Genomic DNA, 25732 nt, shown 5'->3' on the forward strand with positions numbered 1-25732 from the left:
GACAAGCTAAATCCGAAAGGATATTTGGTTTATAAGTTGAACAAGGAATAACTCTATTCATAGCTGAATGAAACACCATTTAAAAACATTTGGGTGTGGTGGGTTGACAGTTTCGTTCATATCAGTTTAATGACATGCAAAACCCCCATTTCCAAAAATGGGGGGAGTCGTGAGCGGTGCTTGAATAGCACCGTTTTTTATTGAATCATATTGAGGAATTTACGTGTACGCGCTTCTTTAGGATTTGTGAAAATTTGCTCGGGTGTTCCCCGCTCCATTATTTTTCCTTCATCCATGAAAATGACTTCGTCGGCGACTTCACGGGCGAAACGCATTTCATGGGTAACCACGATCATTGTCATTCCTTCTTCTTTCGCCAGGTCTTTCATGACTTGTAGCACGTCTCCGACTAGTTCGGGGTCTAAAGCCGACGTGGGTTCATCGAATAGCATGACTTTAGGCTCCATAGCCAGGGCCCTAGCAATTCCGACTCGTTGCTGCTGTCCGCCGGACAATTGAAATGGATAAAAATCGATTTTTTCACCTAAGCCCACTTTTGTAAGCAAGGCAGCAGCCGTTTCTTTCGCTTGATGTTTGGCTATATTTTTTACAATGATGGGGCCTTCCATTACATTTTCCAATGCTGTTTTATGGGGGAAGAGGTTATAGCTTTGGAAAACCATCCCTGTCAAACTGCGAAAAGATGTAATTGAATTTTTTTTAACGGGCTTTTTGAAGTCCATTACGGTTTCATCGATTTCAATCGTCCCGTCCGTGGGTACTTCAAGGAGATTCAAACACCGAAGAAAGGTTGTTTTACCTGAACCCGAAGGACCGATCAATACAATGACTTTACCTTGCTCCACTTCCAAATCGATGCCCTTTAATACGTCAAGGTCACCAAATGATTTATGAAGATTCTTAATGTTGATCATTTTAAAATCTCCTTTAACTACTGCGGTTCTTATTTTGCTACATAACGATTAAGTCTGTCCTCTAAACTTCCTTGAATGAAAGATAGAATGGTACACAAAATCCAATATAAAACAGCTGCCTCTATGTATAGTAGTAGAAATTCATAGTTTTTTGCAGCGATTTCCTGGGCTTTACGGAATAATTCCGTTACAAGAATGAGTGATGCAAGCGATGTATCTTTTAAAAGGCTAATGAACGTATTGGATAATGGGGGGATGGATACCCGGGCTGCTTGCGGCAAAATGATGCGCTTTAAAGCTTGGGTATATGTCATCCCGATTGAATAGCCTGCTTCCCATTGCCCTTTTGGTATCGATAAAATGGCTGCTCGTATAATTTCCGAAGCATATGCTCCTACATTTAAAGAGAATCCTATAATAGCCGATATGAAAGGATCGATGGTTACACCTAAATTTGGAAGTCCATAGAAAATGATAAATAATTGCACAAGTAAAGGTGTCCCGCGGATGATTGACACATATACACGCGCAATTATTTGAAGAATTCTCATGGAAGATAATCTAGCCAATGCTGTGAGTACAGCGAGAACAAGGCCGAGAACGAATGTAATCAATGTTAGTGGAATCGTATATTGAATAGCTCCCTCTATCATTGGATAGAGGGAGGTTTGAGCGATGGAAACAAGCTGGTTCATACGCTCGGGGTCGGTGAAAATATTACTTAGGAGAAACATCTTCGCCAAACCATTTATCCGAGATTTTCGCGTACGTGCCGTCGTCTTTCATTGCTTTAAGTGCTTTATTTACTTCTTCCACTAATTTGCCGCTGTCTTTTCTGAACATTAAACCACTGGCGACTCCGCTTTCTTCCTCATCAGCGACTTTGATAGGTGCATCCGGATGTTGCTTTTTATAATCAAGGTACGATAATTTGTCATTGATCGTGGCATCTACACGTTTAGAGCCAATAAGCTGTACGGCTTGAGAAAATCCTTCAATGCCTGTAACTTCAGCACCATGTGATTTGGCTAGATCATTGTAATTACTCGTTAAAGATTGTGCAGAGGTCTTGCCTTTCAAATCATCGAATGATTTAATATCCGAATTATCTTTGTGTACAAGCAATACGGCCCCTGATTGAATATATGGGTCAGAGAAATCATATTTCTTTTGACGGTCTTCATCGATGCCCACTTGGTTTGCGATCATATCAAAACGTTTAGCATCCAAGCCTGCAAACATGCCGTCCCATTGTGTTTCCTTGAATTCAGCTTTCACTCCAAGGCGTTTTGCCACTTCTTTAGCAATTTCAACATCAAACCCCGTTAGTTTATCTGAATCATCGTGGAATGTGAAAGGAGGGTATGTACCTTCAGTTCCAACAGTTAATACGCCTTCTTTTTTGACTTTATCATATAGACTTTCTTGTGATGAAGATTTATTGTCGGTATCGTTTGCCTCATTTTTGGTATTGGTACCACAAGCGGTAAGTACGACCGTGAAAGCTAACAATAGCGATAAAAGTGCAACCATTTTTTTCATTTTGGTAAACCTCCTAGTAATCTGATAGGGATTGATACTCTGTGATACTATACAAGAAAAGGAAAAAAGTCAATGAAAATAACTTACACCATTAGTGTTAATGAAACTTGGTGAATTATACGGATTTTCGCGCATTGAAGTGAAATAATACTAAAAGAAAGATTATGTTTTTTCCTCTGTGACTGATTGGGCAAGAACGGCGGCGACATCGGCCCTTGGAATGGGAAGGATTTTAAGAGAAAAGGAAGGGATCATTAAGAATCCAAGGAGACAAAAAGCCCCTCATCCACGTGATTATCAGCTAAGTGGAAAAGGGATTTTTGGGGCCATCGAGAACTATTGCAAGATTGTTTTGAGCTTAGTGTTTATCATGATTCCTATCCTTTACGCTGACGAATAGAGGGTTCGAATAGAACCAAAGGTCTTTATAGTTACGTTTGTTTATTTCCGAAAAACGCGTTTCGTTATCCTCGATTTCAGTCTTTTTATCGATCAGCGGTTCCCCGTCCATCGTTTCTCCAGAGACATTTTCCCCTAGGTTCGTGCCTCGCAAACGGAAATATTGATCCTTATTCGCTTTGACTTTGTAAGTGATGGTATGAAAACCATCGCGATCAGTTTTCCAGTCTTTACTTGTAAAGCGTTTAACCACTTTTGTCGTATCATTGGTGGCTTTATTATAAGCAGGTGTTCCAGGAACTGCTTTCCCGGTTACTTCCCCCGAAATTAGGTCCACGTGATCCACTTTGACGGGGTCCCCGTTGTTGTTCTTTTGGGGGCTCTTAAATCGGATGGTGATCTTGACCATCTGACCCTCCTTTACCTTAAGGTCCCCGCCCATATCAACCGCGTTGTTCCCGTTTTCAGCTTGGAAATTAAGGGCATCGATCAAGTCACCAAAAACGGAGAAGGATTTCCCAGATCGCATGCCGTCAAGGATGGATATTATTGATGAGCCATTTACCCATGTATAATTCTTGGAATATTCTCCTGGCCAGTAACCGCTGGAGTATAGGCGATTTTCACTGATTTCGAAATGGGAGTCCGAATTGGAAAAATTCCAGAACTTACGACCTTCCCCAAGAAGCGCATCCCATGCACCTCCTACCTTAGCAAGCATGTAATCGGATCCGCCATAGGTCCGGTTTTCCGGTGTTGTCAGATTTAAACCGCCTCTATCTGGCTCCATCTGGTTACCTGGCATACCTTCAAATCCGAACATGACATCCGGGGCGATATTGTTGAAGTCACGAAAATCAGATATGTTGTACACCCTTTTTCTTGATGGGTGGTTCAATATGGCATAACTTGTATGCTTATAATTTTTCTCAAGCCATGCCAATGCTGTTCGGGCATCCCCGGATGTCTTATTGGCTCTTTGATCCTGTTCTTTCCAAACGGCTACATCCTTAGAATCAAACATCTTTTCATCCTGGTTGGTGAACAGATATTCGAACTGATTGCCGGCTTTCAGACTTTTAGGTGAGCCCGGCTGATCTCCCAAAATGCCTATGCCGACATGCTCGTATGTAGGCATATCCCATTCGAAGCCTGAAAAGATGACTTTATTTTTAAACTTGCCCTCTTTTTGCAATTGTTTCATTTTCGGGGCTTGATATTGAATGATTCCTTCAGACAGCAGTATCGGCCCGCCTGGAATCAATTGTCCCTGATCATCTCTTGAAGACATCCTTAAGTGGTCGGAAATTCCCATCCAATCCATGCCATACTTATCAAATGCGTTATTTAGCAAGCTTTCAAGGCTCTGTGATCCTTCGGCATCATCTGACTGAGTGGTATGGGCATGATATTCCCCCTTCATCCATCTGCCTCCCGGATTTGTAGGATTGTCTTTTGCATCTTTTGCAGCACCCGCGACCGGTAGACCCTGAAAAAGGATGGCTATGCTTAGAAACGATACTGTGAAAGCCCTGAACTTATTAATCATCTTACCGACAACCTCCATATATTGAATAAATCCGTTTGGGGTGGGTATGGTTTTTGTAAATGGAATGACCATTCTGGTAACAGTGGTTTGGAAATTGAAAGGGAAGAAGGGGAGGGGCTCGAAACAAAAAAGATTGTAGAGAAAATTTTCGTTCTCTACAACCTGTAACGACTATTTTGCCGTAAATATTATTTAGCTTGTAGTAGATTGATATGATCTACAGTTTGATCTTCACCGACAATGAATTGCAGTTCATAATTTCCTGTCTTGTAAATGTAGTTGATTTCATTCGTACTGGAAATATGGCGTATTTCGTCAGCACTGCCAAGTTGTTTTCCTAAAACTTTTGGTGTGATGCTTCCTAGATTATGTTCCCGTTCTACATTTGTCCCAAAATATCGGATTTGCGAGATGGTCTTGTCATCGTTATAGGCAAATGCAAATCCCGGATGCCCCATTTCTGCATGGTAATAGTCAAAAGTTCCTGTGTTACCTGGTTCAGGGGGAGAACCAAATGTATCATATACTTCTTTTTGGGTGTTTTCATTAATTTTCAAACCCATGGCAGTATAAGGCATTTCTCCTGAAAAAGCTTTGTTGTAGATTTCATGTAAGGTGGTAAGAGCATGTTCCTTAGCTGTGGCAGAAGCGGAATCCATTGTGGATGCAGCCTCAACCGGTTCTGTTGAAAACGATGCACCTGCCCCTAATAGAGAACCGGTTAGAATAACGGAGCTAACCATTCTGGCCGCTGTTTTTTTTGATAACATCATTTCTTATCCCTCCTTATCATTACTTTTCCACAATTTCCTAGCATGAAACATTTTCTTGGTAATCGATTGGAATGTTTGAAAATGGTGTTGCATCATGAAATATGGTTGGGTTGTCTGCTAAGGAGACTATTTGAAACCCGCTCCCCGGAGGTTTCATCATGTAAAAATATAGGACCGCTTTTCTTCCACATTTAGAGAATATATAAAAAATCATAGATTTGACTATGACAAAGCATCTTTGAATTCAGGTTATAGGTCAATAGGGGATGTTTATGCAGTCAAAAATAAAAGGGTGCTTCACCATGATGAAACCCCCTTTGTAAATGATGTGGTTAATCCCAAACGTTAATTCTTGGAACTCCAGCAGTTCTTAAGTAGTCTAATAATTGACCAGTATGTACAGACTCATGATAAGCGATTCTTAACAACATGTCTCCTAAGCCCCTGATATATCCCATATCGGAGCGGTCGATTTTAATATTGGATAAGTCATCCTCGCTGAAGGACATGATTGTTTCCAAAAAGTCACGCCTGTATGGTTCGGCAAAGTTCAATTCCGCTTCAACAGAGGTAAGTGGCTGTTTTTCAAATGGTGATTCATAAACTTGTAGGCTACCTTGATTTTTAATGGATAAATGATAGTAATGCTCACTATCAAGGACATGTCTAACCATTTCTAAACAGCTCATTCCTTTGTCGTCCGGTTGCCAATGGAGTGTGCTTTTAGGTATTGATGTCCATAGTTTAATGTTTCTTCTTCTGACCTCTTCCAGATTTAAGATGATTAGTTCTATCGATTTCATAATTATCTCCCCTTTTAGCAGGTATATTTCAACTATACACGAATGGATGCTGAGAATATGGGGTAATTTTGAAAATACAGAAAATTTAATGATCTGTTCAAGTGTAAATCCTTGCGTATCCTTCTATATGTAAAGAATCACTCCTGTTTAATTCAATCAGGACCAGTTTATTTTCCTGGTTGCCTTTTATATGGGAGCTCTAAAATAGAAGCAGCCTGGAGAGGGATTAAATCAAGGACCAGGATTTTAAAAAATACAGGGGAAATGCCTATGAATTCGTGTAGAATTCCCAGGCGATTTCATTCCCTAGTTGTTCCTTTTCGTGGGGATACATGGTTCATATATCCGTAAAACCTTAGTACCCCTTGTTAGGGTTAGTATGAGACAGAGAAGTCCAGTTAAGAAGGGGGAAACAGATGAATGATTCGTATTAGATGTGCTCTGTATTACAAGATTCTAATAGGTGGCAGGAGGACTTTTTTAAATTAAGGATTGAATTAGAATGTCATCATGATAAATTAAAACCGGTTTAAATCCAAGGGCTTTAAACTTTTGTAATGCTTCTGGGTTGTTTTTGTTCACAAAACCGGACACTACAAGAATCCCCTTTTTTCTCACATAAGTTACTAATTCGGGTAAAAGGGATTGCAGAATTCCTTTTCCTCTATATTTCTTGTCAAGTACTACATAATTAATATGAGCCACTTTATTTAAGTAAAGATTATAACAAAGAAACCCCACTACTTTACCTTTATCATTACAAACTACGAGTACCTTATGTGCCTTTTGCAATATTTCATTCACTTTATTAGGCGAAACCTGAAAATTACTTACCGTAATATCCGTTAATTTCTTGATATCTTTTTTAGGTTTCCATTCTCGAAAATACATCATGATTTCTCCTTTAGCTCTATTAGATATAACAGTTATTCACCAGAAATATATAGCTTGTACATGTGGAAAAATAATAAAAATATTTGAAATAAGTAATAATGTTTTATTAAGATGGAATTCCTTTAGAATAATTCCAAATGAATTCCATCTTAATCTCAAAAAAGCAATCTCTTAACCCCTTTTAAATTTAACCTTCTTGTTAGAAGTGGGTTGTATGATGGAAGTAGGTTCCTTGATAGAAGTACCTGTATTATTGTTTAAAAAATTATTTAAGATTCTTCTCATGGCTGACCTACGGCTATTTTCACTTCCGGAACCGCCAGTTCTTCTTAGTCTTTTGTTTGACACTGAATTCATCCCCTTTGTTTTATAAATTTCCACATTACTAATTTATGTGTAATATTCCTTTTTGCTTGGACAAGTTCACCAATTGTTGCACGCGTATGTAATTTATTCGTAATACCAATTAATGTAATTAGGTGATATACTTGTGAAGTAATTCACAAAAAAGTTGGAACTGGTTATAGCTCGGCCTATTCACTCTAAAAGAAAGCGGGTTGGTTATATGCTGAAGAAAGTGGTTTTAGCTGGCGGGACTGGTTTTGTCGGTCAATACTTTGAAAAGCATTTCAGGAATTTGGGATATGAAGTAAGGATCATCTCCAGGCAAACCCCGCATACTGGCTGGGAAGATAAAGAAGGAATAAGGGAAACGATCGATAATTCGGATATGCTAATCAATCTAGCAGGAAAAACGGTCAATTGCCGCTACAATGCCAAGAATAAGAAAGAAATATTGGATTCACGAACTGATACGACTGAAGTGCTGGGTAAGGCGATTGAACAATGTGAAAATCCTCCTTCATTATGGATAAATTCAAGTACGGCAACGATATACAGGCATGCTGAAGATAAAGCAATGACGGAGGGGGATGGTGTAATTGGTTCAGGCTTTTCTGTAGATGTTGCGAAAGCCTGGGAGCGCTCATTTTTCGATTTCCGATTACCCAAAACGAGACAAATTGCTTTACGGATTGCCATTGTATTGGGCGATGGGGGAGTGATGACCCCATATAGGAATTTGGTTAAATTCGGACTGGGAGGCCATCAAGGATCGGGAAATCAGAAATTCAGTTGGATACATATAGAAGATTTATTTAACATTGTCCTTTTTCTGAGAAAGAATCAGGAGTTGAGCGGGGTGTTCAATTGTTCATCGCCTCATCCAGTTACAAATCGTGAACTGATGGCTCATTTGAGAAAGCTCATGAATATTAGGATAGGATTGCCATGTCCAACACCCATGCTTGAAATGGGGGCTTTCTTTATGGGGACCGAAACGGAATTGATATTAAAAAGCCGGTGGGTCATACCTGAGAGGTTGGAAAAGGCGGGGTATGCATTTAAATTCCTTCATCTTGATGAGGCTCTGGAACAGATACTGATGAATTCTTAAAATATTCGAGATTGATTGCTATAATGATAGATAGAAAATCATTAAGAGAGGGGAATCGTAGAATGAATATGACTCCATCTGAAAAAGTCGGAAGATTCACAACAGGAATATTTTCAGAGTTGGCGACCCGTAAGCAGGATGCAATGAAACGAGGGGTGGATGTTATCGATTTGAGTGTGGGAAGTCCGGATTTACCACCGCCTGATTTTGTAGTGGATACGCTTGTGAAATATGTGCAGGATCCCAATTCTTACGGGTATACGTTAAAAGGTACGCCTGAATTCAATGAGGCAGTCCGTTATTTTTATCGGATGCGTTATGGAGTGGAGCTGGAAGCAGAAAGGGAAGTCCTCCAACTGATGGGATCGCAGGATGGTCTTGCACACTTGGCAACGGCGATGATAAACCCTGGAGATTATGTACTGGTGCCAGATCCAGGATATCCAATTTATGAAGCGAGTGTAGAGCTTGCCGGCGGAATCATTCATCCGATGCCGCTTACTGCCGCAAATGGATTCCTGCCGCAGCTCAACGTTATTCCTGATGAAATAGTGAAAAAGACCAAAATGATGATCATCAGTTATCCGGGAAATCCTGTCACCGCCCTTGCTGATGAAGCTTTCTTTTCGGAAGTGATATCGTTTGCGAAAAAGAACGAGATCATGGTGGTTCACGATTTTGCTTATTCAGAGTTGATTTTTGATGATCATCCGCAAATTAGTTTTATGTCCATTCCTGGTGCCAAGGAAGTGGGGATTGAATTTAACTCACTTTCCAAAACTTTTAATATGGCGGGCTGCCGCATCGGGTATGCGGTAGGCAATCGAGAGGCGCTGAACATACTGGGAACGTTGAAATCACACATCGATTATGGGGTTTTTTATCCAATCCAAAAAGCTGCCGAGATGGCGCTAACCTCCAATCTTTCGCTGCTATCAGAACAGGTTAAGGAATACCAGTCCCGGCGTGATGCCTTGATATCAGGTCTTGCGGAAGGGGGATGGCATGTGCCGAAAACCTCAGCTACCATGTTTATTTGGGCCCAAATTCCTGCTGGCTGGAAATCACGTGATTTTTCCTATGCATTGATTGAAAAAGCAGGGGTTACGGTCGTCCCAGGCGATGCTTTTGGGAAGCAGGGTGAAGGGTATGTCCGGATGGCCTTGGTCCAGCCGGCCGAGAGATTGAAAGAAGCTGCAGAACGGATCAAATTGTTTTTGGGGGAAAAATCGGAGTGTGAAAAATCTAGCATTTAATATATTCAGGTTTTAAGAACGCTCGATCACGGATCGGACGTTCTTTTTTTATTCTCTCCCGCTTAATCACTTTCCTTTCCTTTATTTAAAATGATGGGCAAAAAAGTTTGCGAACGCTGCCGGAATAATGCCCCGCCGATATGCCCTGATCCTGAAAAATCCAGGGCATATGCCGCCGTTCATTCTCATACCTTTTCATGCTGATATTCAAAAGATGGTGTTCCTATATCAGGTTAAATTCAATTTGATATGGAGATGAAATCCAATTTGTGGTTGCGAAATGGATATCCGCAGGCTTGCGGATTACCTGATATTTTTAAACCGGGGGCAAATGGTAGGAGAGTTCGAAACGGACAAATTGGCTCAGTAGTATAAACGGTTTTGGCTGGCAGAGGACTTGCCCCAGGTATCCATTCCGGGGGAGATTGATAGAAATGGTTTGCGGACTGTGACTACCAATTTACCTATAGAGGCAGAAGCTTATTTTTAAAAGGAAGAAATCAACTTGCACGCTGAGTAGGTTTTTACTTACTTGTTAAAGTGAGGAGCACTCTAGTGTTTATAAAAAACTACTCTGAAGTTTAAGAGAAGGTCCATCCTCGGATGTGCTTTTTTATGTTTATGGGAAACTAGCGTGATAGATTATGAATGGAATTTCCGAACGTAAGATGGACAAGCCGCATAATATATAGCAAGTCCGTAACCCTCTTAAATGAAGTGGGCTTAATATGATAGAGAGGGGGGGAAAAGCAATGATCAACTGGAAAGTGCGTCTTAAGAATCCTACGTTTATTTTCACGGTACTCCTTCCTGGGCTTTTAATATTGGCGCAGATGGTTGCCGCGTTCATAAACAATTTCATTACCCCTATAGGCTTTACCATTACTGATGATGCATTGAACGGGGCTTTAGGCATCATTAACTTCATAGCGCTTACATTCTTTGGGGTCGGCGGTGTGGTCGATCATACAACTAAAGGTCTAAGCGACAGTGAAAATGCCCGCCAGTACAAGAAACCTAAGTAATGGACACTATCCTTTCATCTATAGAAGAGTGGAATAAATCAGATAACACCGTTACTTGCTACACAACGGCGTTATCTGGTTATTTGTTTTTTGGGCAGAGATGATAATTGCTGAAAATGATTGTGGTCTAAAAACCGAAATTCAACATACATTTAAAATTGTGGTTCATTTTCAGCATGGGGAGGAAAAAGAATGAGTTATAGTTTACCAGTTTCAAAATGGCTTGCGGCCATAGTTTTAATCGGAGTATTATTGATGGCATTCATTTTCAGTCCGGCTAATGCTTCAGCCTCTATCAATTATGGTGATGAAGTTGCCGCTTTGGCAAAGAAGCAGGTTGGGAGCAAATATAAATATGGGGGGACGACTCCAAAAGGGTTTGATGCTAGCGGTCTTACCCAGTATGTATATAAAAATGCCGCAACAGAAATGAAGATTCCGAGAACGAGTGCGGAACAGTATAAAACCGGAAAGGCCGTGAAGCAAAATGATTTAAAAGCGGGCGATTTGGTCTTCTATGCAACAGGTCAGAAAGGGCAGGTCTCTTTTGTAGGAATCTATTATGGAAATGGTACATTTGTCGGGACCACCACCAAAGGGGTCAAGGTGGTCAAAATGAGTGATAAGTATTGGAAGGAAAAATATATAGGGGCAAAACGAGTCATTAAGTAACAATCCGATGTTCATATGAAAAAGTCCAGCAAAAAGAGCATCGAAAAACCGATGCTCTTTTTGCAGGTCATATCCGGTGGTTTATTCATTCAATGATGATATCGGTTAAAACAACGTTGCCATTACGAACTTTTACGACGGCCACTGAAGGATTGGCCAATGCGTCCTCCTCCATTTCCTTTGCCTTTTCTTCGGATGCGAAATAATTGTCCAGACCGTATCTGATCTGAATGGTTTCAGCATTTTGCAAGTCATAGGGGATTTCCAATTCCCCTTTTAGGTAAACGCCTTTACCGGGTTTTTCTTTCGTTACGTAATCGACGACATATAGTCCATCAGTGTTTTGTTTTAAACGTACATATACCCTTTTATAATCACCCATATTTCTTGTATTGAACCAGGTTTTAATCGAGTCATCGACTTGTGATGGCTTAACTGATTCAATTTCGTATTTCAAAGCCACATAGCTTCCCCTAAACAAATCAGTCGGGTCGACCGGGGCTGTTTTGATCTTGATTACATCTCCTGTCATTGTTGTCCAGACCGGAGGAAACGCCAAGATTAACAGAATCAAGACTGGGATGGAAAATACGATGAGTGGCCGGAATGATGGATTACTCATTGAGTTCCCCTCCTTTTTTTCGTTGATTTTCAAAGAAGAAACCAAAACCGATAAGCATGATTCCGCCAATGATGAATGTAAGCGATTTTGGCAGGAAGTCAAAGGAGTAGATGTAATATCTGAAAATCAGTGCACATATTATCACGATGCTGGTCAAACTGCCTTTTAGAATGAGATAAAGCAGAAAAACGAAATAAGCTAAAGGAAACCAGATTGAAAAATCAAAGGTAAGGAAGAGTGCGGTAATACCATGTAAGATATGCCCTTGTATGTGTGTGATGTTACGTAATTTTGGTCTTACCGGAATATAGGCAAGCACGATCCCCAATACAAACAGAATGGAAAGGACAATCGTATTCGAATTTTCAAAACCCAGCTTCGGCACGAACTCCATAAGAAATAAGGCAATTGTATTGATGGCTAAAGCGTTAATGAAAAAGGCCGGATATTTAGGGTAATTGAATTTCTTTAACACAATGTATAAAGCCGGTAGAAATATGAGAATGGCAAGCGGATAAGACGTTTCATCAACGAATATACTTCCGTTAATATAAATGAAAAGCAGGAAAGATGTAAAAAGGAGAACAAAGACATCCTTCAAATAGTAACCAATGAATATCGTACCGATCGCCCATAATAAAAAGGAACTGTTGAAATTTATGCTGATGTTAAACATCTGCTCGATTAGAAAAATCCCTGCACCAAAAATCAGAATACCTGCATAATGCAGACTTCGTGACGTTTTGGGCAAGCGTGCCTGCACCTTCACGCCAGCAAAGTTCACTCCGATGAGGCCTGCAATGATAAATAGGAATTTAACCGCTTTACTTAAATAGATCCAGTTACTGGCTACGAAGGTCAATACGCCTAAACCTAAAAGAAGTGCCCCAATGGATAATAGAATAGTGATGAAGTTCAAATTACCTTTTACTTCATAGGAACCTAACATCCTCACTTTCTCTTGCTGGGAGATGACTCCTTCCTTTTCAAGGTAATTAAATTCATGTTCAAGAAATTCGAATTGCTTTTTGGTTATTTCTTTGTTGGCCAAAGTAACTCCTCCTTCCACATTTTACTATTATACATCGTATTCTCTTGCAGCTTTGAATATAATGTTAATTTCCTTCTACCCTAATTGAAATGCATGTAAGACCAAAAAATTTTTATAGTACCTTGCAATGAACAGTACCATGTGGTAAATTATTTACATAAGATGTATTGTTCGGTGTTCAGTACTGTTTATTGGACTATACTAAAAGAATCTTGGAAGGAGTGATGGTGCTATGAATGTACAATTTAAGAAAGGTGTCCTGGAACTATGTGTCCTGGTCTTACTGGATAAGCAGGATCGCTATGGATATGAACTTGTACAAAAGATTTCGGATCAAATTGAAATATCGGAAGGGTCGGTATATCCACTTTTACGACGTTTGACGAAGGAGGAGTATTTTACGACATATTTGCAAGAATCAACAGAAGGGCCTCCGCGCAAGTATTATAAATTAACGGAAAAAGGCCGGAGATACCTTCAAGAGCTGCTGAAGGAATGGTATGAATTTTCTAATGGGGTCAATCAATTAATCAAGGAAGGTGTGAACCAATGAACAAAGAACAATTTTTAAAACAATTGAATGCCTCTTTAACCAGACTTTCCTTAGAGGAACGGGAAGATATCCTTCAAGATTACGAAGAGTATTTCGAAATTGGAATGGAAGAAGGGAAGTCAGAGCGGGAAATCTCCAAATCCCTTGGTAATCCTAAACAGATTTCCAAAGAACTGATGGCATCCTATCATCTTGGTCAGGTCGAACAAACGACTTCTGCAGGTAATGTAATGCGGGCGGTTTGGGCAGTCATTGGTTTGGGATTCTTTAATTTAGTGATCGTTTTGGGACCATTTATAGCATTGGTCGGAGTTGTCATTGCGGGATGGGCTTCGGCGATCGCGTTCATTCTTGCTCCATTTGGCGTTCTTTTTAACCTTGCCATGGGCAATTTTCAATTATTCGATCTTTTCTCCGCATTGGGACTATGCGGGATTGGCATTTTCATTGCCATGGGAATGTTTGTCGCTACGAATGCTTTAACTAAAGGATTCGTTCGCTATTTAAAATTTAACGCTTCCCTTGTGAAAGGCGGTTTGAAAAATGATTAATGTAAAAAAATTATCGATCATTGCTCTTGTATTGTTACTGGTCGGAGTAATAGGAAGCCTATTTACGTTTTCCCAAGTGACAAATAAGGAAACGACTACAGAGGAAAAAACGATTTCGGAGATTGTGACGGACATTCAGATTGACACTGACAATGCAGCTGTAGAAATTGTTCCAACGAAGGATGAGAAGACCAGGATAGAATTGGTTTCAAAAGGGATGGATGTTTCCAAGTTGGATTTCACTGCCGATGTGGAAGGGAAGAAACTTTCGGTACAATTAAAAGATCGACGTACCTTTAGCTTTGGTTTTCATATTCAATCCATACATTTAAAGGTGTATCTGCCTGATGAATCTTATAAATCCTTTGTCGCCGAATCCGATAATGGAAAATTGCAATTATCAGGATTGAAAAGTGATAATCTGTATGTGAAATCTCAAAATGGCCGGGTAGAATTAAATGATATAATAACCGAAGAAGTTGAAGTGAAATCTGCTAATGGAAAAGTAGATCTTAATAATGTGGAGGGAAAACTGGTTGGGTCATCGAATAACGGTAAAATTACATTGGACACGAAAACCTTGGATAGGGAGATCGACTTCAAAAGTAATAATGGTAAAATCATGATCAAAACGGAGAATGAACCGACAAATACAACTTTCGATGTTCATGTTGACAATGGGAGAGTGGATATCCTTGGTAAGTATGAGGCCGGCACTGTCATTGGCAAAGGTGAAAACTTAGTGAAATTGGAAACGAATAATGGGAAAATCGAGATAACAAAATAGTGAAGCATGAAAAAGCCGATCCAATTGGGGTCGGCTTTTTTTAATTATGCGGCCATTTCATCTCCATGAACAGCAGGTGTTTTATAATAATGCCCATTTAGAAATGAACCATAAACAAAAGCCAATATTTGTTGGAACAAAGTACTGGCAGGCTGGAGAGGAGTAGACGAGTTTCCAATAATAGAGAAGGTGTCAGTGGTTCCTCTGTTTTTGATTTTATTAAATATATGGGAATAAGTTGTGTTTGTCCCTTTTCTAGGAAAATATATGTTTTTCCTTTTAGTTGTTTAGAATTATAATATGGAAAGGATAATTATGTTAAAAGTAATGAGTGTAAGTCCGCCATCAAATCTAAGGAAAAGATTTTAATGAAAATGACTTTAAAGTATGGGGGCTGTAGAATGAAATTCAATAGGTTGTCATTAGATATATTTAAAAGTATGATCTTCACTCGCAAGAAAAGGGAAAAGGACTATCTGAAGAAAGGATTCGAAGAGCAAAAAAATGTTTTTAATATAGTGGAAAGTTCTAAGGATATTATCTACTGCTACGAATCAATCCCAAGTTCCAAGTTCAGGTATCTAAGTCCGTCCATCAATACACTTCTAGGTCAAGGCGTCTTGGAAGAAGCATACAATGACCCTTCTTCGCCTTTTGAAAGGATTCATCCTGATGATTTTGATATCCTAAATGAAAAGGTATACGTTGGGATTGATTATACTAAGCCGGTCATTCAACGCTGGAGAGATATAGAGGGAAATTATTGGTGGTTCGAGGAATATGCTACACCTATATATGAAAAAGAGCAATTGGTAGCCGTTCAAGGAATTATTCGGAATATTGATGAAAGAGTGAGATTCATACAGGATATTGAGTATCAAACGTCCCATGACCCATTAACGAATATCCATAATCGACAGTTCTTCGATAAAATATCTGCCAAATCCAATCTTGATTTTGACACTCCTGTTGCCATGATATTGTGTGATCTAGATGAGCTGAAATTTATGAATGATACGTATGGCCATAAGAAAGGGGATGAATTGATTAAAGAAGCTGCCAATCTATTGAAACGGATTTTCTCGGACATCGCTGTTGTAGCGAGAGTGGGAGGAGATGAGTTTGCCATTCTGCTGATTGATAGAAGTAAGCGGGAAGTAGAATCTCTTTGTGAATTATTAAAGGAAGAAATCCTTCTGCAAAACTCCCTGAAAAAAGGCCCTCATATCAGTATGTCATTCGGGCATGCTTACCGTTCGCATTCCAAAGGGAATATGGATAGCTTATTCATGGAAGCGGATCAAAAAATGTTTCAAAATAAACGGCGAAGAAAGGAACAGAAACTCGTTCGGGCGGGTAGATGAAACATAGGGTATACAATAAGCTAGGGCAAGGGCAATACCACCATTACTCACTAGCAGAATGGTTGATACCTGGGTGGTTTAATGGAAATTTGAGCTAAAACGATTTCAAGTCATTCCGCTGTAAGAATGATGAATAGAAAGCCTGGCGAACTTAAATCGTTAGTTTGCATAAGGAAGGTAAGTGGACGGAAACGAACATGTCGGCATTTCGTTATGAAGGGGTGGCTCAGTGTCATACTGGGCTTTTATTTATATATATTTAGGTATACGAAATAAATCATTCGCTTATTTTAACCAATTTTAGTAAACTGGCTATGACTATTTTAATTAGAAGGTGAAGGGAAATGAGGGAAACCTTAGTGGATGAACGGGTTAGAGGCACTGATAAAATCTGGACACGTGATTTCATCATGATCTGTTTGGCAAATATGTGCATCTTCATGGGGTTTCAAATGACGATGCCGACCCTCCCGCTTTATGTTGAGCAGCTTGGCGGTGACGATCGCCTGGTGGGGGCTGTCCTTGGAATCTTCACTTTTTCGGCATTGCTTGTTCGGCCAATTGCCGGCAGATTATTGGAGACGAAGGGAAGACGCATCGTTTTTTCTGCCGGCTTGGCCATTTTTGCATTGTCCGTGGGCTCCTTTGGGTTCATGGGGAGCATCGGTATGTTATTCATGATGCGGATTGTTCAGGGCGTCGGATGGGGATTTTCTTCAACGGCATCAGGAACGATCGCTTCCGATATAATCCCTGCGAAACGGCGTGGCGAGGGGATGGGGTATTATGGATTATCGGGAAACTTAGCACTTGCATTAGGGCCATCATTGGGTCTTTTTCTAGTTACCGTCATTCCGTTTCAAGAGTTATTTTTGATCTGCTCATTATTAGGTTTGTTTGCCATCATTGCGGCATCACTTATTCGGTATCAAAAGGTGGAAAGTGATCCTTTGGCGGCTGTCAGAGCCAAAAGGTTTGATATATATGAAAAAAGTGCCCTTCAGCCATCTTTGCTCATTTTCTTCATCTCCGTTACATTCGGTGGAATTGCAACCTTCCTTCCGCTATACACAGCGGAAAAAGGTGTAGATGGCATTCAGTGGTATTTTTTAGTATATGCAATGGCCCTCATGGTCACGAGATTATTCGCGGGGCGATTATATGACCGAAGGGGACATCGAGCCATATTCGTGCCTTCAACATTACTCATCATGACTGGGATGCTGTTGCTTGCATGGATGCCGAGTGAAACCGTTCTTTACATTGCAGCAGTGCTTTATGGATTTGGATTCGGTTCTGTCCAGCCGGCGCTTCAGGCATGGTCGATTGAAAAGACGCCACCAAATCGGAAGGCGATGGCGAATGCAACATACTTTTCATTTTTCGATCTTGGAGTGGGCATAGGTGCCATCGTGTTCGGGCAAATAGGCTTCCTCTTCGGCTATAGGAGCATCTATATCACGGCAGCCGCCTCCATTTTCATTTCAATGATCGTTTATTTGTGCATCATCAGAGGCGAGGATAAAATAAAATCAGTGGAAAGACGTTGAATGGCTTCAATAGAAGTCATTCTTTTTTGATGCAGGAGGAACACCGCTGTTTTTTCATTAGGCCCTTAATATTCAATAAATGTAAAAACTTTGTTATTATCAAAAAGAGAATATACATAAGATGATAGAAGGTCTATTTGAAGGGAGGGGAAGCTTGGGATGAATGATTCCTCAAACGAAGAAATGACAATAGAAAGAAGGAAGCGTATTTTCCAAGAAGAGCTGGGTGTTTTATGGGAAAGGCGGCTCATCCCTAAATCAGAATATATCCGGATTAGCAGGGCATATGATCGGCATTTCCAATTAGCCCTCCATAAACAAAAGCGCTTAGGACAGGAAAAAAAGATCCAAGGACATGAAACGATTATCGGTGAAAGTGCAGAGGTGAGGGGACAAGATAGCCTAATCGAGAAATCCAGTGGAGTGAACGAAACGATAACGAAAGATGAGAAGTCCTCGTATGAAACTAATGGATCGGCTTTCGAGGAAAGTCTTGAACCTGTCAAGGAGATCACTGATAGGAAACCTGGTATTCAAAAGCAGGCCATCAAGCGGGAGAAACAGGTAAAACTGGAAAAGCCGAGGAAAACACCTGAGCAAATCAGGGAACGGAATATTTCAGTCATCCTGCTCACCGGGGTCATATTGCTTCTGTTCGGCGGGTTGATTTTAGCAACTTCCTCATGGGGGGAGCTGAATGCGGTCCTGAAAGTTTTCTTTATTGGAATGGTATCCGTCATTTTTGCAGGGATGGCCTTCATCGCTTCAAAGCTGAAGATTGAACAGACCGCTTTTGCATTCCTGACACTAGCGGGTTTATTCATTCCGATTACGATTTTATCAGCTTCATATTATCGGATTTTTGGAGAGTACCTTTCACTTAATGGTGGGGGGAGGGGGCTACTGGGGTTTCTTGGGGGATTACTTTGTTTAGCGGTGTATTGTAAGATCGCTGACTACTTTAAGTCGAAAATATTCATTTTCATTTCGATATTCACGTTTGGCTTAACCGGCTATTTCGGATTGGCCTTTGTGACACCGACTATTGAGTGGATGTTTTTGGCGATTGGCATTCTTAATTTAATACTATTATGGAATATTGAGCAATTGAAGAATCAACAAGCATTAACGTTATTCAAACCATTCATTTTTCAATTCATCCAGTTTAAGATCATCGTGGAAGCCTTTGTGATCCTGACGTTATTTTCAAGTAACTTGGTGTACTCGCTAACGTTGATGGTCTTTTCTGTTTTGTTTTTAATTTTTTCGGTCAAATTCCAAAAAAAATATTATGAAATGGCTTTTAGCGCCGTTTTCACGTATGGATATATCCATTTAATCTTTAACTCATTTTTAAGTGAGTATATGATCATTGCTTTTGCACTTGTACCAATCATTTTTACTATGCTATCAAAATATCTGGCAAAATCCAAAATGACTAAGCTTTCTAAGAACTTCATGTTCACCAGTTTGATTGAGAGCGGGATCGTTTTCTTATATTGTAACGCGATGGTGTACCAGGAGAACTATGCGCAAATATTCGTCGCGCTCATGATAGTATCCGCTCAGCTTGTCCATGTTTCCCTTCAATCGAAAAATTCAGGCTTCACGTACCCGGCAGTTGTTGTTTTCAACTTAGCGTTCCTGTATCTTTTCTTTGCTTTGCCAGTCTCTTTTTCTACCATTTTAAGTCTTGTTTTCGTTCTTCAGGCCATTCAATATGTTGGAGTATATTTATATAACCGTCACCCAAGGTACGGCCTGTTTAAGAAGAGTATCTTACTTATCTCCCCAATGATCATGTTAGTGATACTGACCATTAAAGTCAGTGAAATGGATTGGCTTGCAGTTAGTGCTGCACTCGCCATGATCTCGGGACTTTTCTTCATCACATATATAAAAGACGATTCAAAGCATATGAAGGAAAACGCCATATACGGATTTCCAATCACTTTCGTACTGGCTCTCGTTGCTTTCAATCCATATTTGTTGGAGAGTTTAGAGTGGGTCCGGTCAAATATAACGCTCAGCGTCTATTTAACGGGGGTTTCACTGATTTCCATCGGTGCAGCTTACACATTTAGAAGGGGTTATCATAAATTCTTTCCTGTTTTTGCATATAGCGCACAGATTCTTTCCTTCCTTTCCTTGATATCGATTCCATTCGATTCACTGAAGCCTTTGGAGGAAAGCGGAGTCATTGCCATTGCTACAGCAATAAACGGCTGGGCCGTCCATATACATCGGAAGCACATATTCTGGGTGCCTGTCGTGATTACAAGTGCAGGCCTATATGCCTCACTCTACGATGTTTTTGATTTTGGTTTAATGGTATTGAAGCTTGCGTTTGTGCTGCTAGGTCCTATTATCTTTTTCCTTTTAGGAGAATGGCTTGGTAAATATTCGTACAAAGGGAAATTGTACTTCCAATATACTAGTCACCTTGCCAATTTACTGGCGATTCCTGTTGGATATTTGCTCATTGTTTATACGGAAAGTTCTCCGTTCCTATATGCTGCACAGCTGTTGATTTATATGTTGAGTGCTTTAAGGACACATGTGAAATGGGAAAAATACGTTTTTACGTACCTAGGGTTTTCAGCCCTTTTCCTGCAGGTCCATTTATTTTTTGCAAACGTGGGGCAAAGGGCATTCATAACACCAATATCCATGATGATTACAGCAGGGCTCATAACCATCCTGTGGTCGGTTTCCAATAAGAATTGGAAAGGAATCATGGAGTATTATCTTATTCCATTCATTCATTTAGGAATAAGCATATCCATATTGGAAACGGCCATCCGGGGTCTTCCGCTTAACAGGGAATTGGTCTGGGTAGGAGTGATGACTGTACAGTTCTTGTTTGCCTGGTATCTGCTCATGAAAAGGAATTGGCGGAACTATGTTGTCGTTCCTCTATGCATGGCCTTCATCTTTTATAATATGTATGTAAATACATTACCTTTGGTTATGGCGATCATCGTATTGCTTGTATGCATGACTGTGATGGTGATGGTTAGCAGACACCATTTCAAAGGATTGGTCAACCAAGAGGGAACGAAGAGAGTCATTGATTATTATCGGATTTTTGGCTTGTTATATCTATGCACCCTGAATCTGGAAGTGTTTATGAGCGATACGGGTTCTGCAATTTTGGGGATTTTTGTTTCCCTGCTGTTGCCTGGCTACTTCATCCTTATGGAAAGATTCACGATCTATAAGAAAGAAAGAAGCATTTATTTGGGAATAGCGGCCATCATCGGACTTTTCCCGTTCATCAATATTATGGACTTTGCCCATGCACTCCCAATCATCACGAGTTTGGCCGTTCTTTTTGGCTGTATGGCAGGAATGCTATTGTTAAGCAGGCTGTATTCCAGCCGGTTACTCAAGAAAGACGGATCAGGCATCGTCATCTTTGATCTTTTCAGGATCTATGGTTTATTCTTTTTGATCGATATGAATGCGGAAGTTTTTAATGATACTAAACATCAGTTACTCCAAGTCTTTGTATCGCTTCTGTTAACCGTTTATTTCATTTTCCTGAGAAGAATGACAGCGGAAAAGCCAGAAAGGAAAATCTATTCCAATATTGCTGCACTAGTCAGTCTGTATCCCTTCCTAGTCATCGTCGGCTATGCCGACAGCTTATCGGTTGAAATGGGATTGATGATCCTTTTCGGCTGTATGTCAGGGATGTTGCTCTTAAGCCGGCGTTATTTCGATGGTTTAATAAAAAGGGAAGAAACAGGCATTTCCATCGATGCATACAGGATATATGGCCTGCTTTTCTTACTCGCCATGAATAGGGGAATTCCAGTAACTGAAACATCAAGCCAGTTACTCGAGGTTGTCGTATCTCTCTTGATAACGGTTTACTTCATCTTGATTGGAAGTTTCACAAAGGATGTAAAAGAAAAGGGCATCTACGTTTGGCTGACGGGAATTCTCAGTTTGTTTCCCTATTGGACCATCATCATGTACGCGGACACATTACGGCCTTTAGTTGGCGTGGCAGTCCTTTTTGCGTGTACGGCCATAATGGTACTGCTGAGCAGGAAATTCTTTAAAGGCTTGCTATATAAAGGTGGGTCAGGACTTCAATTGGATTTTTACAGAATCTATGGTCTGCTGTTTCTTCTTGCCATGAACATAGATGTTTTGACGGGGGAACCAGCACATTTCATTTTGGAAATCTTCGTGGCGCTTCTGATTCCGGCCTACTTCATTTTGATGAGAAGCACGACGACAGGAATGTTGGAAAGAAAATCCCAGTTGGCTGCAGCGATATTGTTCAGTTTATATCCATATTGGGTCATTGTCGATCAGCTCACGATACCTCCTGTACTAGAGGAGGAGGTGAATATTCTGCCGCTGTTCATTGTCAGCACCACTCTGCTGAGGAAAATCTTCGTTAAAGGGAAAATCACACAATATATCGAAAGTGGTATTGTTTTCCTCTTGTTTTTAGCCTTGATCATTGATGCAATGGCAGGAAACACCTTATATGATGCGCTCATTATCGGCACGGTGTCATTGGCAGCAATGCTCTTTGGATTCATGATGAAATACAAATCCTATTTCATCGCTGGAACTGGGACCATTTTATTCAATGTCTATATGAATACCAATTCGATGTGGGGCGAGATGCCATGGTGGCTGTATTTAATCATCGGCGGCGGGCTGCTTATCGGAATTGCATCTTTCTTTGAATGGAAAAAACAAAAAGACAACCGGACATCGAAGGAAGTACTTGAGAAAAATAAACAAAGGATAAAGAATTGGTTCAATCGGTGGAATTAATGAAGTGGGAAAATTTGAAAAAATAAAAAACGCTTGGGCATCCAAGCGTTTCAGACTGTAGGCAAACTCGTTAATAATTGAGCTTGTATACAGTTTTTTTGGTTGCGTTCCACTCCAGGGATTCGCTTTCCGCGGACGGTCCGGGAGCCCCCTCGGAGCGTCCAATGCACCTGTATGGTCGGTTACTTACAAACTATCTAAGGCATCCCAAAACCAATCAATTTACGCTTCCATTGATAAAAAAAAGATGGACAATTGGACAAGGCAAGGCAGAGGCCCCAGCGCTACAAAGCTGAAACGCTGGGGCATACCAAGCGATTCTTGTGGAGCTCAAGACGAGCAAGAGCTGCATGAAGAGCAGCTTGAAGAGGAATCAGAACTGCCGTCATGGGAACCGTTATGACCGCCATAATCGGCATGGCCGGATCCAGAGGAAACTGTGTTCGCTTCATTCCCGAAAATATCTTTAAATTCGCTGTCATAATCATCGGTGCTTGCATAAGTGAAATAGGCAGGAGCCGCATAGTCCGTCTGGTCGTACGTTTTCCGCCAATTCAATTCTGTCATGGGGCGATTTTCTTTAAATCGGAAAGTGAAAGATTCAAAGGTCCGTTCCGCTTGCGTACTTGTCGGTTTCCTCATATATTTCTCTTTTAACTGTTCCAGTTCCAACGTTTCAAAATCACGTAGAAGCATTTGCCCTTTATCATGTTTGAAAAATTTGCCCCACTTTTGAATGGAATGGGAATCCACGGTAAATAGCTGAACATAGTAAAAGTCGAAAAGAGTGCGCTCATCGGGTTTGAAAACAGGTTCTGAATGAGGATGATGCTGAATGGTCCTACCGATGAAAGCTTGGCAAAACTCATCATATTCCCGTCTAGATTTCTGCATGATGTGCCACAACTCATCGATGGATGAATTAAACATTTCAACTTTTCCAAACACTGCAGCCATGATCAAGTAGCGTTTCAATTCACGCCAAGCCTGATTGACCTTTAACTGTGAGTACCGTGGATGCTTCAGGCGGAATTCAGTATTGACCTTCTCCATATAATTGAAATCCAGTGCATGATTAAGCTTTTCCATCAATGCTTCCGAAACGATTTCCGTTGCATGCAGATCTAAAGTTTCAGCATGGTATTTACGGAATTCATTTTGATAGCGTTCTAATTTAGCTGGTTCACTTAGTCCTTTAACGAAATTGACCAGTAAAACAGCAAAAATTGCCGCAAGAATGACATAAAGGAAAGTCATTTTTGTCCACTCCTCTAAATATATGGGTATATTACTTTAACATTATCTTACATGTTCTCGGAAGGGATTGTAAGTTTTTTGAACAAATCGTTCCATTGACGGAACTCGATTAAGCTGGGAGGTTGCATGCCAGTTTCGTCCTCAGGCAAAGGGGGGGAAATCAAAAACCAAGCACTTCAAAATATGCTTCATATCTAGTATAGTTAGGAGGAAAAGGGGTGAAGGCATGTACTTGACAGTAAAAGAGACTGCGGAATATCTATCGATGCCGGAATCTTATATAGAAAGTTTGATCGTTCAAAATAAAATTCGCACCGTTTATGATGGTGAGCAGCATTTGATTTTTAAAGATCAGTTTAATATGCATCTTGAACAGATGGAGAAGTATAAGAAGGAATTAGCGGATTATTATAACGAACCCATCCCCGAAGATATCGATGTGAAGGATGAAGATTAGCATCTGCCGGTTTGGCAGATGTTTTTTCATGCAGAAATGGCTTGGGATAAAGGCTCTAATTTTTCAAAAAGGTCTTAACGGCGTCTCTATCATGGGTTTTACTGATCATTCAAATAATTTTGTTGTCAATGGAAGGTAATTGTAGTAGAATTCCTCAATTCCGTGTAAAATAAAAGGTAAAGGAATTATAATGGCAGAACGGTAGTTAGGAGATAGGTAAGTGGTAAAAGAGTATTTGCAAAGCGAAGGTTTTTCAAGGTTAATTACATTAATTGTGTTAGTCCTCTTTTTAATAAGCATCGGTAGTATGGTTAATATCGTGTTATTCACATTTGTTTTCACTTTCTTGATGGGAAGGCTGGAGCAATTTATCATGAATCGGCTGAATAAAGTCATGCATATCAACTCCAAGGTTGTTATAAGCTTTTTATATGCAGTCGTCATTTCTTGTTTAGCCATCGTACTTTATAAATATCTACCGGTCATTACGCTGCAATTCACGGAATTGGTGACACAGATCGTTTTCTTCTTTCAACATCCACCAGATAGTAGGGTCATTCAATATGCCATTAATATAATGAACGAGCTGGAATCGCCGCTCGATCTTCAAAAACAGATGAATACACTCTATCTTTATATATCCGATTTCGGTAAACTGGCATTTCAAATTTTCATTTCCATGTTGCTTAGTCTATTTTTCTTATTGGAAAAGGATAAAATCATTCGTTTCACTGCTAAATTCAAGCGGGCCAAATTTAAATCTTTCTTTATAAACCTAAGCCACTTTGGCATCAAATTCATCAATTCTTTCGGAAAGGTGATTGAGGTCCAGTTCTTGATAGCCATCACGAATGCTGTCCTATCTGTAACTTTCTTATGGATTCTTGGCTTCCCGCAGTTGCTCGGTCTAGGAATCATGATTTTCTTCCTGGGTTTGATTCCGGTTGCAGGGGTCATCATCTCCCTCATTCCACTTAGCATGATTGCCTATAGTATCGGCGGCATGCCCAAAGTGATTGCTGTATTAATCATGATTGTTGTGATCCATTCAATTGAAAGCTATATTTTAAATCCGAAATTCATGTCGGCAAAAACAAATCTTCCAACATTTTTCACCTTCATCATCCTATTGTTTTCCGAGCATTTCCTTGGAATATGGGGATTGATCATCGGAATACCGATCTTCATCTTCCTGTTGGATATGTTGGATATTGAAGAGGGGAATACGGAAGTCCCATAATAATCATTCGAGCAGCGGCCACGCTAATATGGCTGCTGCTTATTTTTGTTCCATTAAACCTTTTGGAAGATGGCGCTAACTGTTTTCAATATAATATCCATTAATTTGAGTAAAGGGGAAAAGAGTGCGTCTTTCCCTATTAGAGCATAGTTGCGGTTTTGGTTTACCAAGTTAATTGATTAAACTTTTATTT

22 protein-coding genes are annotated in these 25732 nt (G+C 40.2%); 12 read left to right on the forward strand and 10 right to left on the reverse strand.

Annotated elements, in window-relative coordinates:
• Window positions 1–197 precede the first annotated feature (197 nt).
• From N0M92_RS22235 to N0M92_RS22265, 7 genes are all read right to left on the reverse strand, one after another.
• Window positions 198–935: an amino acid ABC transporter ATP-binding protein gene (locus N0M92_RS22235; protein WP_260287888.1), complete on the reverse strand. Its 738-nt coding sequence runs from the start codon at window positions 933–935 to the stop codon at window positions 198–200.
• Window positions 936–964: 29 nt separating this feature from the next.
• Window positions 965–1669 carry an amino acid ABC transporter permease gene (locus tag N0M92_RS22240; RefSeq protein ID WP_260287950.1) on the reverse strand — a complete coding sequence of 235 codons (705 nt, stop codon included), beginning with the start codon at window positions 1667–1669 and terminating at the stop codon, window positions 965–967.
• The gene (locus N0M92_RS22245) at window positions 1653–2477 is read right to left on the reverse strand and encodes an amino acid ABC transporter substrate-binding protein (protein ID WP_260287889.1); all 825 of its coding nucleotides are present in this window, start codon (window positions 2475–2477) and stop codon (window positions 1653–1655) included. Before N0M92_RS22245 ends, N0M92_RS22240 begins: the two co-directional genes overlap by 17 nt.
• A 358-nt stretch (window positions 2478–2835) precedes the next feature.
• Window positions 2836–4425: a PHP domain-containing protein gene (locus N0M92_RS22250; RefSeq protein WP_260287890.1), complete on the reverse strand. Its 1590-nt coding sequence runs from the start codon at window positions 4423–4425 to the stop codon at window positions 2836–2838.
• A gap of 188 nt (window positions 4426–4613) precedes the next feature.
• The gene (locus N0M92_RS22255) at window positions 4614–5198 is read right to left on the reverse strand and encodes a YjgB family protein (RefSeq protein WP_260287891.1); all 585 of its coding nucleotides are present in this window, start codon (window positions 5196–5198) and stop codon (window positions 4614–4616) included.
• A gap of 332 nt (window positions 5199–5530) precedes the next feature.
• Window positions 5531–6001 (reverse strand): DinB family protein, encoded by a 471-nt coding sequence (locus tag N0M92_RS22260; RefSeq protein ID WP_260287892.1) that lies wholly within the window; start codon window positions 5999–6001, stop codon window positions 5531–5533.
• A gap of 480 nt (window positions 6002–6481) precedes the next feature.
• Complete coding sequence (locus N0M92_RS22265) at window positions 6482–6892, reverse strand: GNAT family N-acetyltransferase (protein WP_260287893.1); 411 nt, start codon at window positions 6890–6892, stop codon at window positions 6482–6484.
• A gap of 568 nt (window positions 6893–7460) precedes the next feature.
• On the opposite strand from N0M92_RS22265, the gene N0M92_RS22270 reads away from it, so the two are divergent.
• The 4 genes from N0M92_RS22270 (at window position 7461) to N0M92_RS22285 (ending at window position 11304) form a co-directional block, all read left to right on the forward strand.
• The gene (locus N0M92_RS22270) at window positions 7461–8351 is read left to right on the forward strand and encodes a TIGR01777 family oxidoreductase (RefSeq protein ID WP_260287894.1); all 891 of its coding nucleotides are present in this window, start codon (window positions 7461–7463) and stop codon (window positions 8349–8351) included.
• A gap of 62 nt (window positions 8352–8413) precedes the next feature.
• Window positions 8414–9607, forward strand: a complete 1194-nt coding sequence (locus N0M92_RS22275) for an LL-diaminopimelate aminotransferase (protein ID WP_260287896.1) — start codon at window positions 8414–8416, stop codon at window positions 9605–9607.
• A gap of 752 nt (window positions 9608–10359) precedes the next feature.
• Entirely contained in the window at window positions 10360–10632 is a 273-nt protein-coding gene (locus N0M92_RS22280; RefSeq protein WP_260287897.1) for a phage holin, read from the forward strand.
• Between the two features lie 192 nt (window positions 10633–10824).
• The gene (locus N0M92_RS22285) at window positions 10825–11304 is read left to right on the forward strand and encodes a C40 family peptidase (RefSeq protein ID WP_260287898.1); all 480 of its coding nucleotides are present in this window, start codon (window positions 10825–10827) and stop codon (window positions 11302–11304) included.
• Between the two features lie 85 nt (window positions 11305–11389).
• Here N0M92_RS22285 and N0M92_RS22290 read toward each other — a convergent pair whose 3' ends face one another.
• Both N0M92_RS22290 and N0M92_RS22295 read right to left on the reverse strand, forming a co-directional pair.
• Window positions 11390–11926, reverse strand: coding sequence for a GDYXXLXY domain-containing protein (locus tag N0M92_RS22290; RefSeq protein ID WP_260287899.1), 537 nt, complete (start codon window positions 11924–11926; stop codon window positions 11390–11392).
• On the reverse strand, window positions 11919–12977 hold the full coding sequence (locus N0M92_RS22295) for a DUF2157 domain-containing protein (protein ID WP_260287900.1): 1059 nt from the start codon (window positions 12975–12977) through the stop codon (window positions 11919–11921). Before N0M92_RS22295 ends, N0M92_RS22290 begins: the two co-directional genes overlap by 8 nt.
• A 232-nt stretch (window positions 12978–13209) precedes the next feature.
• Between N0M92_RS22295 and N0M92_RS22300 the strand changes: the two genes are divergently transcribed.
• The 6 genes from N0M92_RS22300 (at window position 13210) to N0M92_RS22325 (ending at window position 22585) form a co-directional block, all read left to right on the forward strand.
• Window positions 13210–13530: a PadR family transcriptional regulator gene (locus N0M92_RS22300; protein WP_192207851.1), complete on the forward strand. Its 321-nt coding sequence runs from the start codon at window positions 13210–13212 to the stop codon at window positions 13528–13530.
• The gene (locus N0M92_RS22305; RefSeq protein ID WP_260287901.1) at window positions 13527–14081 is read left to right on the forward strand and encodes a DUF1700 domain-containing protein; all 555 of its coding nucleotides are present in this window, start codon (window positions 13527–13529) and stop codon (window positions 14079–14081) included. Before N0M92_RS22300 ends, N0M92_RS22305 begins: the two co-directional genes overlap by 4 nt.
• The gene (locus N0M92_RS22310) at window positions 14074–14868 is read left to right on the forward strand and encodes a DUF4097 domain-containing protein (RefSeq protein ID WP_260287902.1); all 795 of its coding nucleotides are present in this window, start codon (window positions 14074–14076) and stop codon (window positions 14866–14868) included. The genes N0M92_RS22305 and N0M92_RS22310 overlap by 8 nt, the downstream gene beginning before the upstream one ends.
• Window positions 14869–15269: 401 nt before the next feature.
• On the forward strand, window positions 15270–16232 hold the full coding sequence (locus tag N0M92_RS22315) for a sensor domain-containing diguanylate cyclase (RefSeq protein ID WP_260287903.1): 963 nt from the start codon (window positions 15270–15272) through the stop codon (window positions 16230–16232).
• A gap of 344 nt (window positions 16233–16576) precedes the next feature.
• A complete protein-coding gene (locus tag N0M92_RS22320; RefSeq protein WP_260287904.1) occupies window positions 16577–17782 on the forward strand; it encodes an MFS transporter in 1206 nt (401 codons plus the stop codon).
• A 159-nt stretch (window positions 17783–17941) separates the two neighbouring features.
• Window positions 17942–22585 carry a hypothetical protein gene (locus N0M92_RS22325; protein ID WP_260287905.1) on the forward strand — a complete coding sequence of 1548 codons (4644 nt, stop codon included), beginning with the start codon at window positions 17942–17944 and terminating at the stop codon, window positions 22583–22585.
• A 330-nt stretch (window positions 22586–22915) separates the two neighbouring features.
• On the opposite strand, the gene N0M92_RS22330 is transcribed toward N0M92_RS22325, so the two are convergent.
• Entirely contained in the window at window positions 22916–23842 is a 927-nt protein-coding gene (locus N0M92_RS22330) for a glycine-rich domain-containing protein (protein ID WP_260287906.1), read from the reverse strand.
• Between the two features lie 226 nt (window positions 23843–24068).
• Between N0M92_RS22330 and N0M92_RS22335 the strand changes: the two genes are divergently transcribed.
• Window positions 24069–24299 carry an excisionase family DNA-binding protein gene (locus tag N0M92_RS22335; RefSeq protein WP_260287907.1) on the forward strand — a complete coding sequence of 77 codons (231 nt, stop codon included), beginning with the start codon at window positions 24069–24071 and terminating at the stop codon, window positions 24297–24299.
• A 220-nt stretch (window positions 24300–24519) separates the two neighbouring features.
• Window positions 24520–25539, forward strand: a complete 1020-nt coding sequence (locus N0M92_RS22340) for an AI-2E family transporter (protein ID WP_260287908.1) — start codon at window positions 24520–24522, stop codon at window positions 25537–25539.
• Window positions 25540–25732 lie beyond the last annotated feature (193 nt).

Origin of the sequence: Peribacillus aracenensis, from assembly GCF_025175645.1 — a bacterium.
Taxonomy (GTDB): domain Bacteria; phylum Bacillota; class Bacilli; order Bacillales; family DSM-1321; genus Peribacillus; species Peribacillus aracenensis.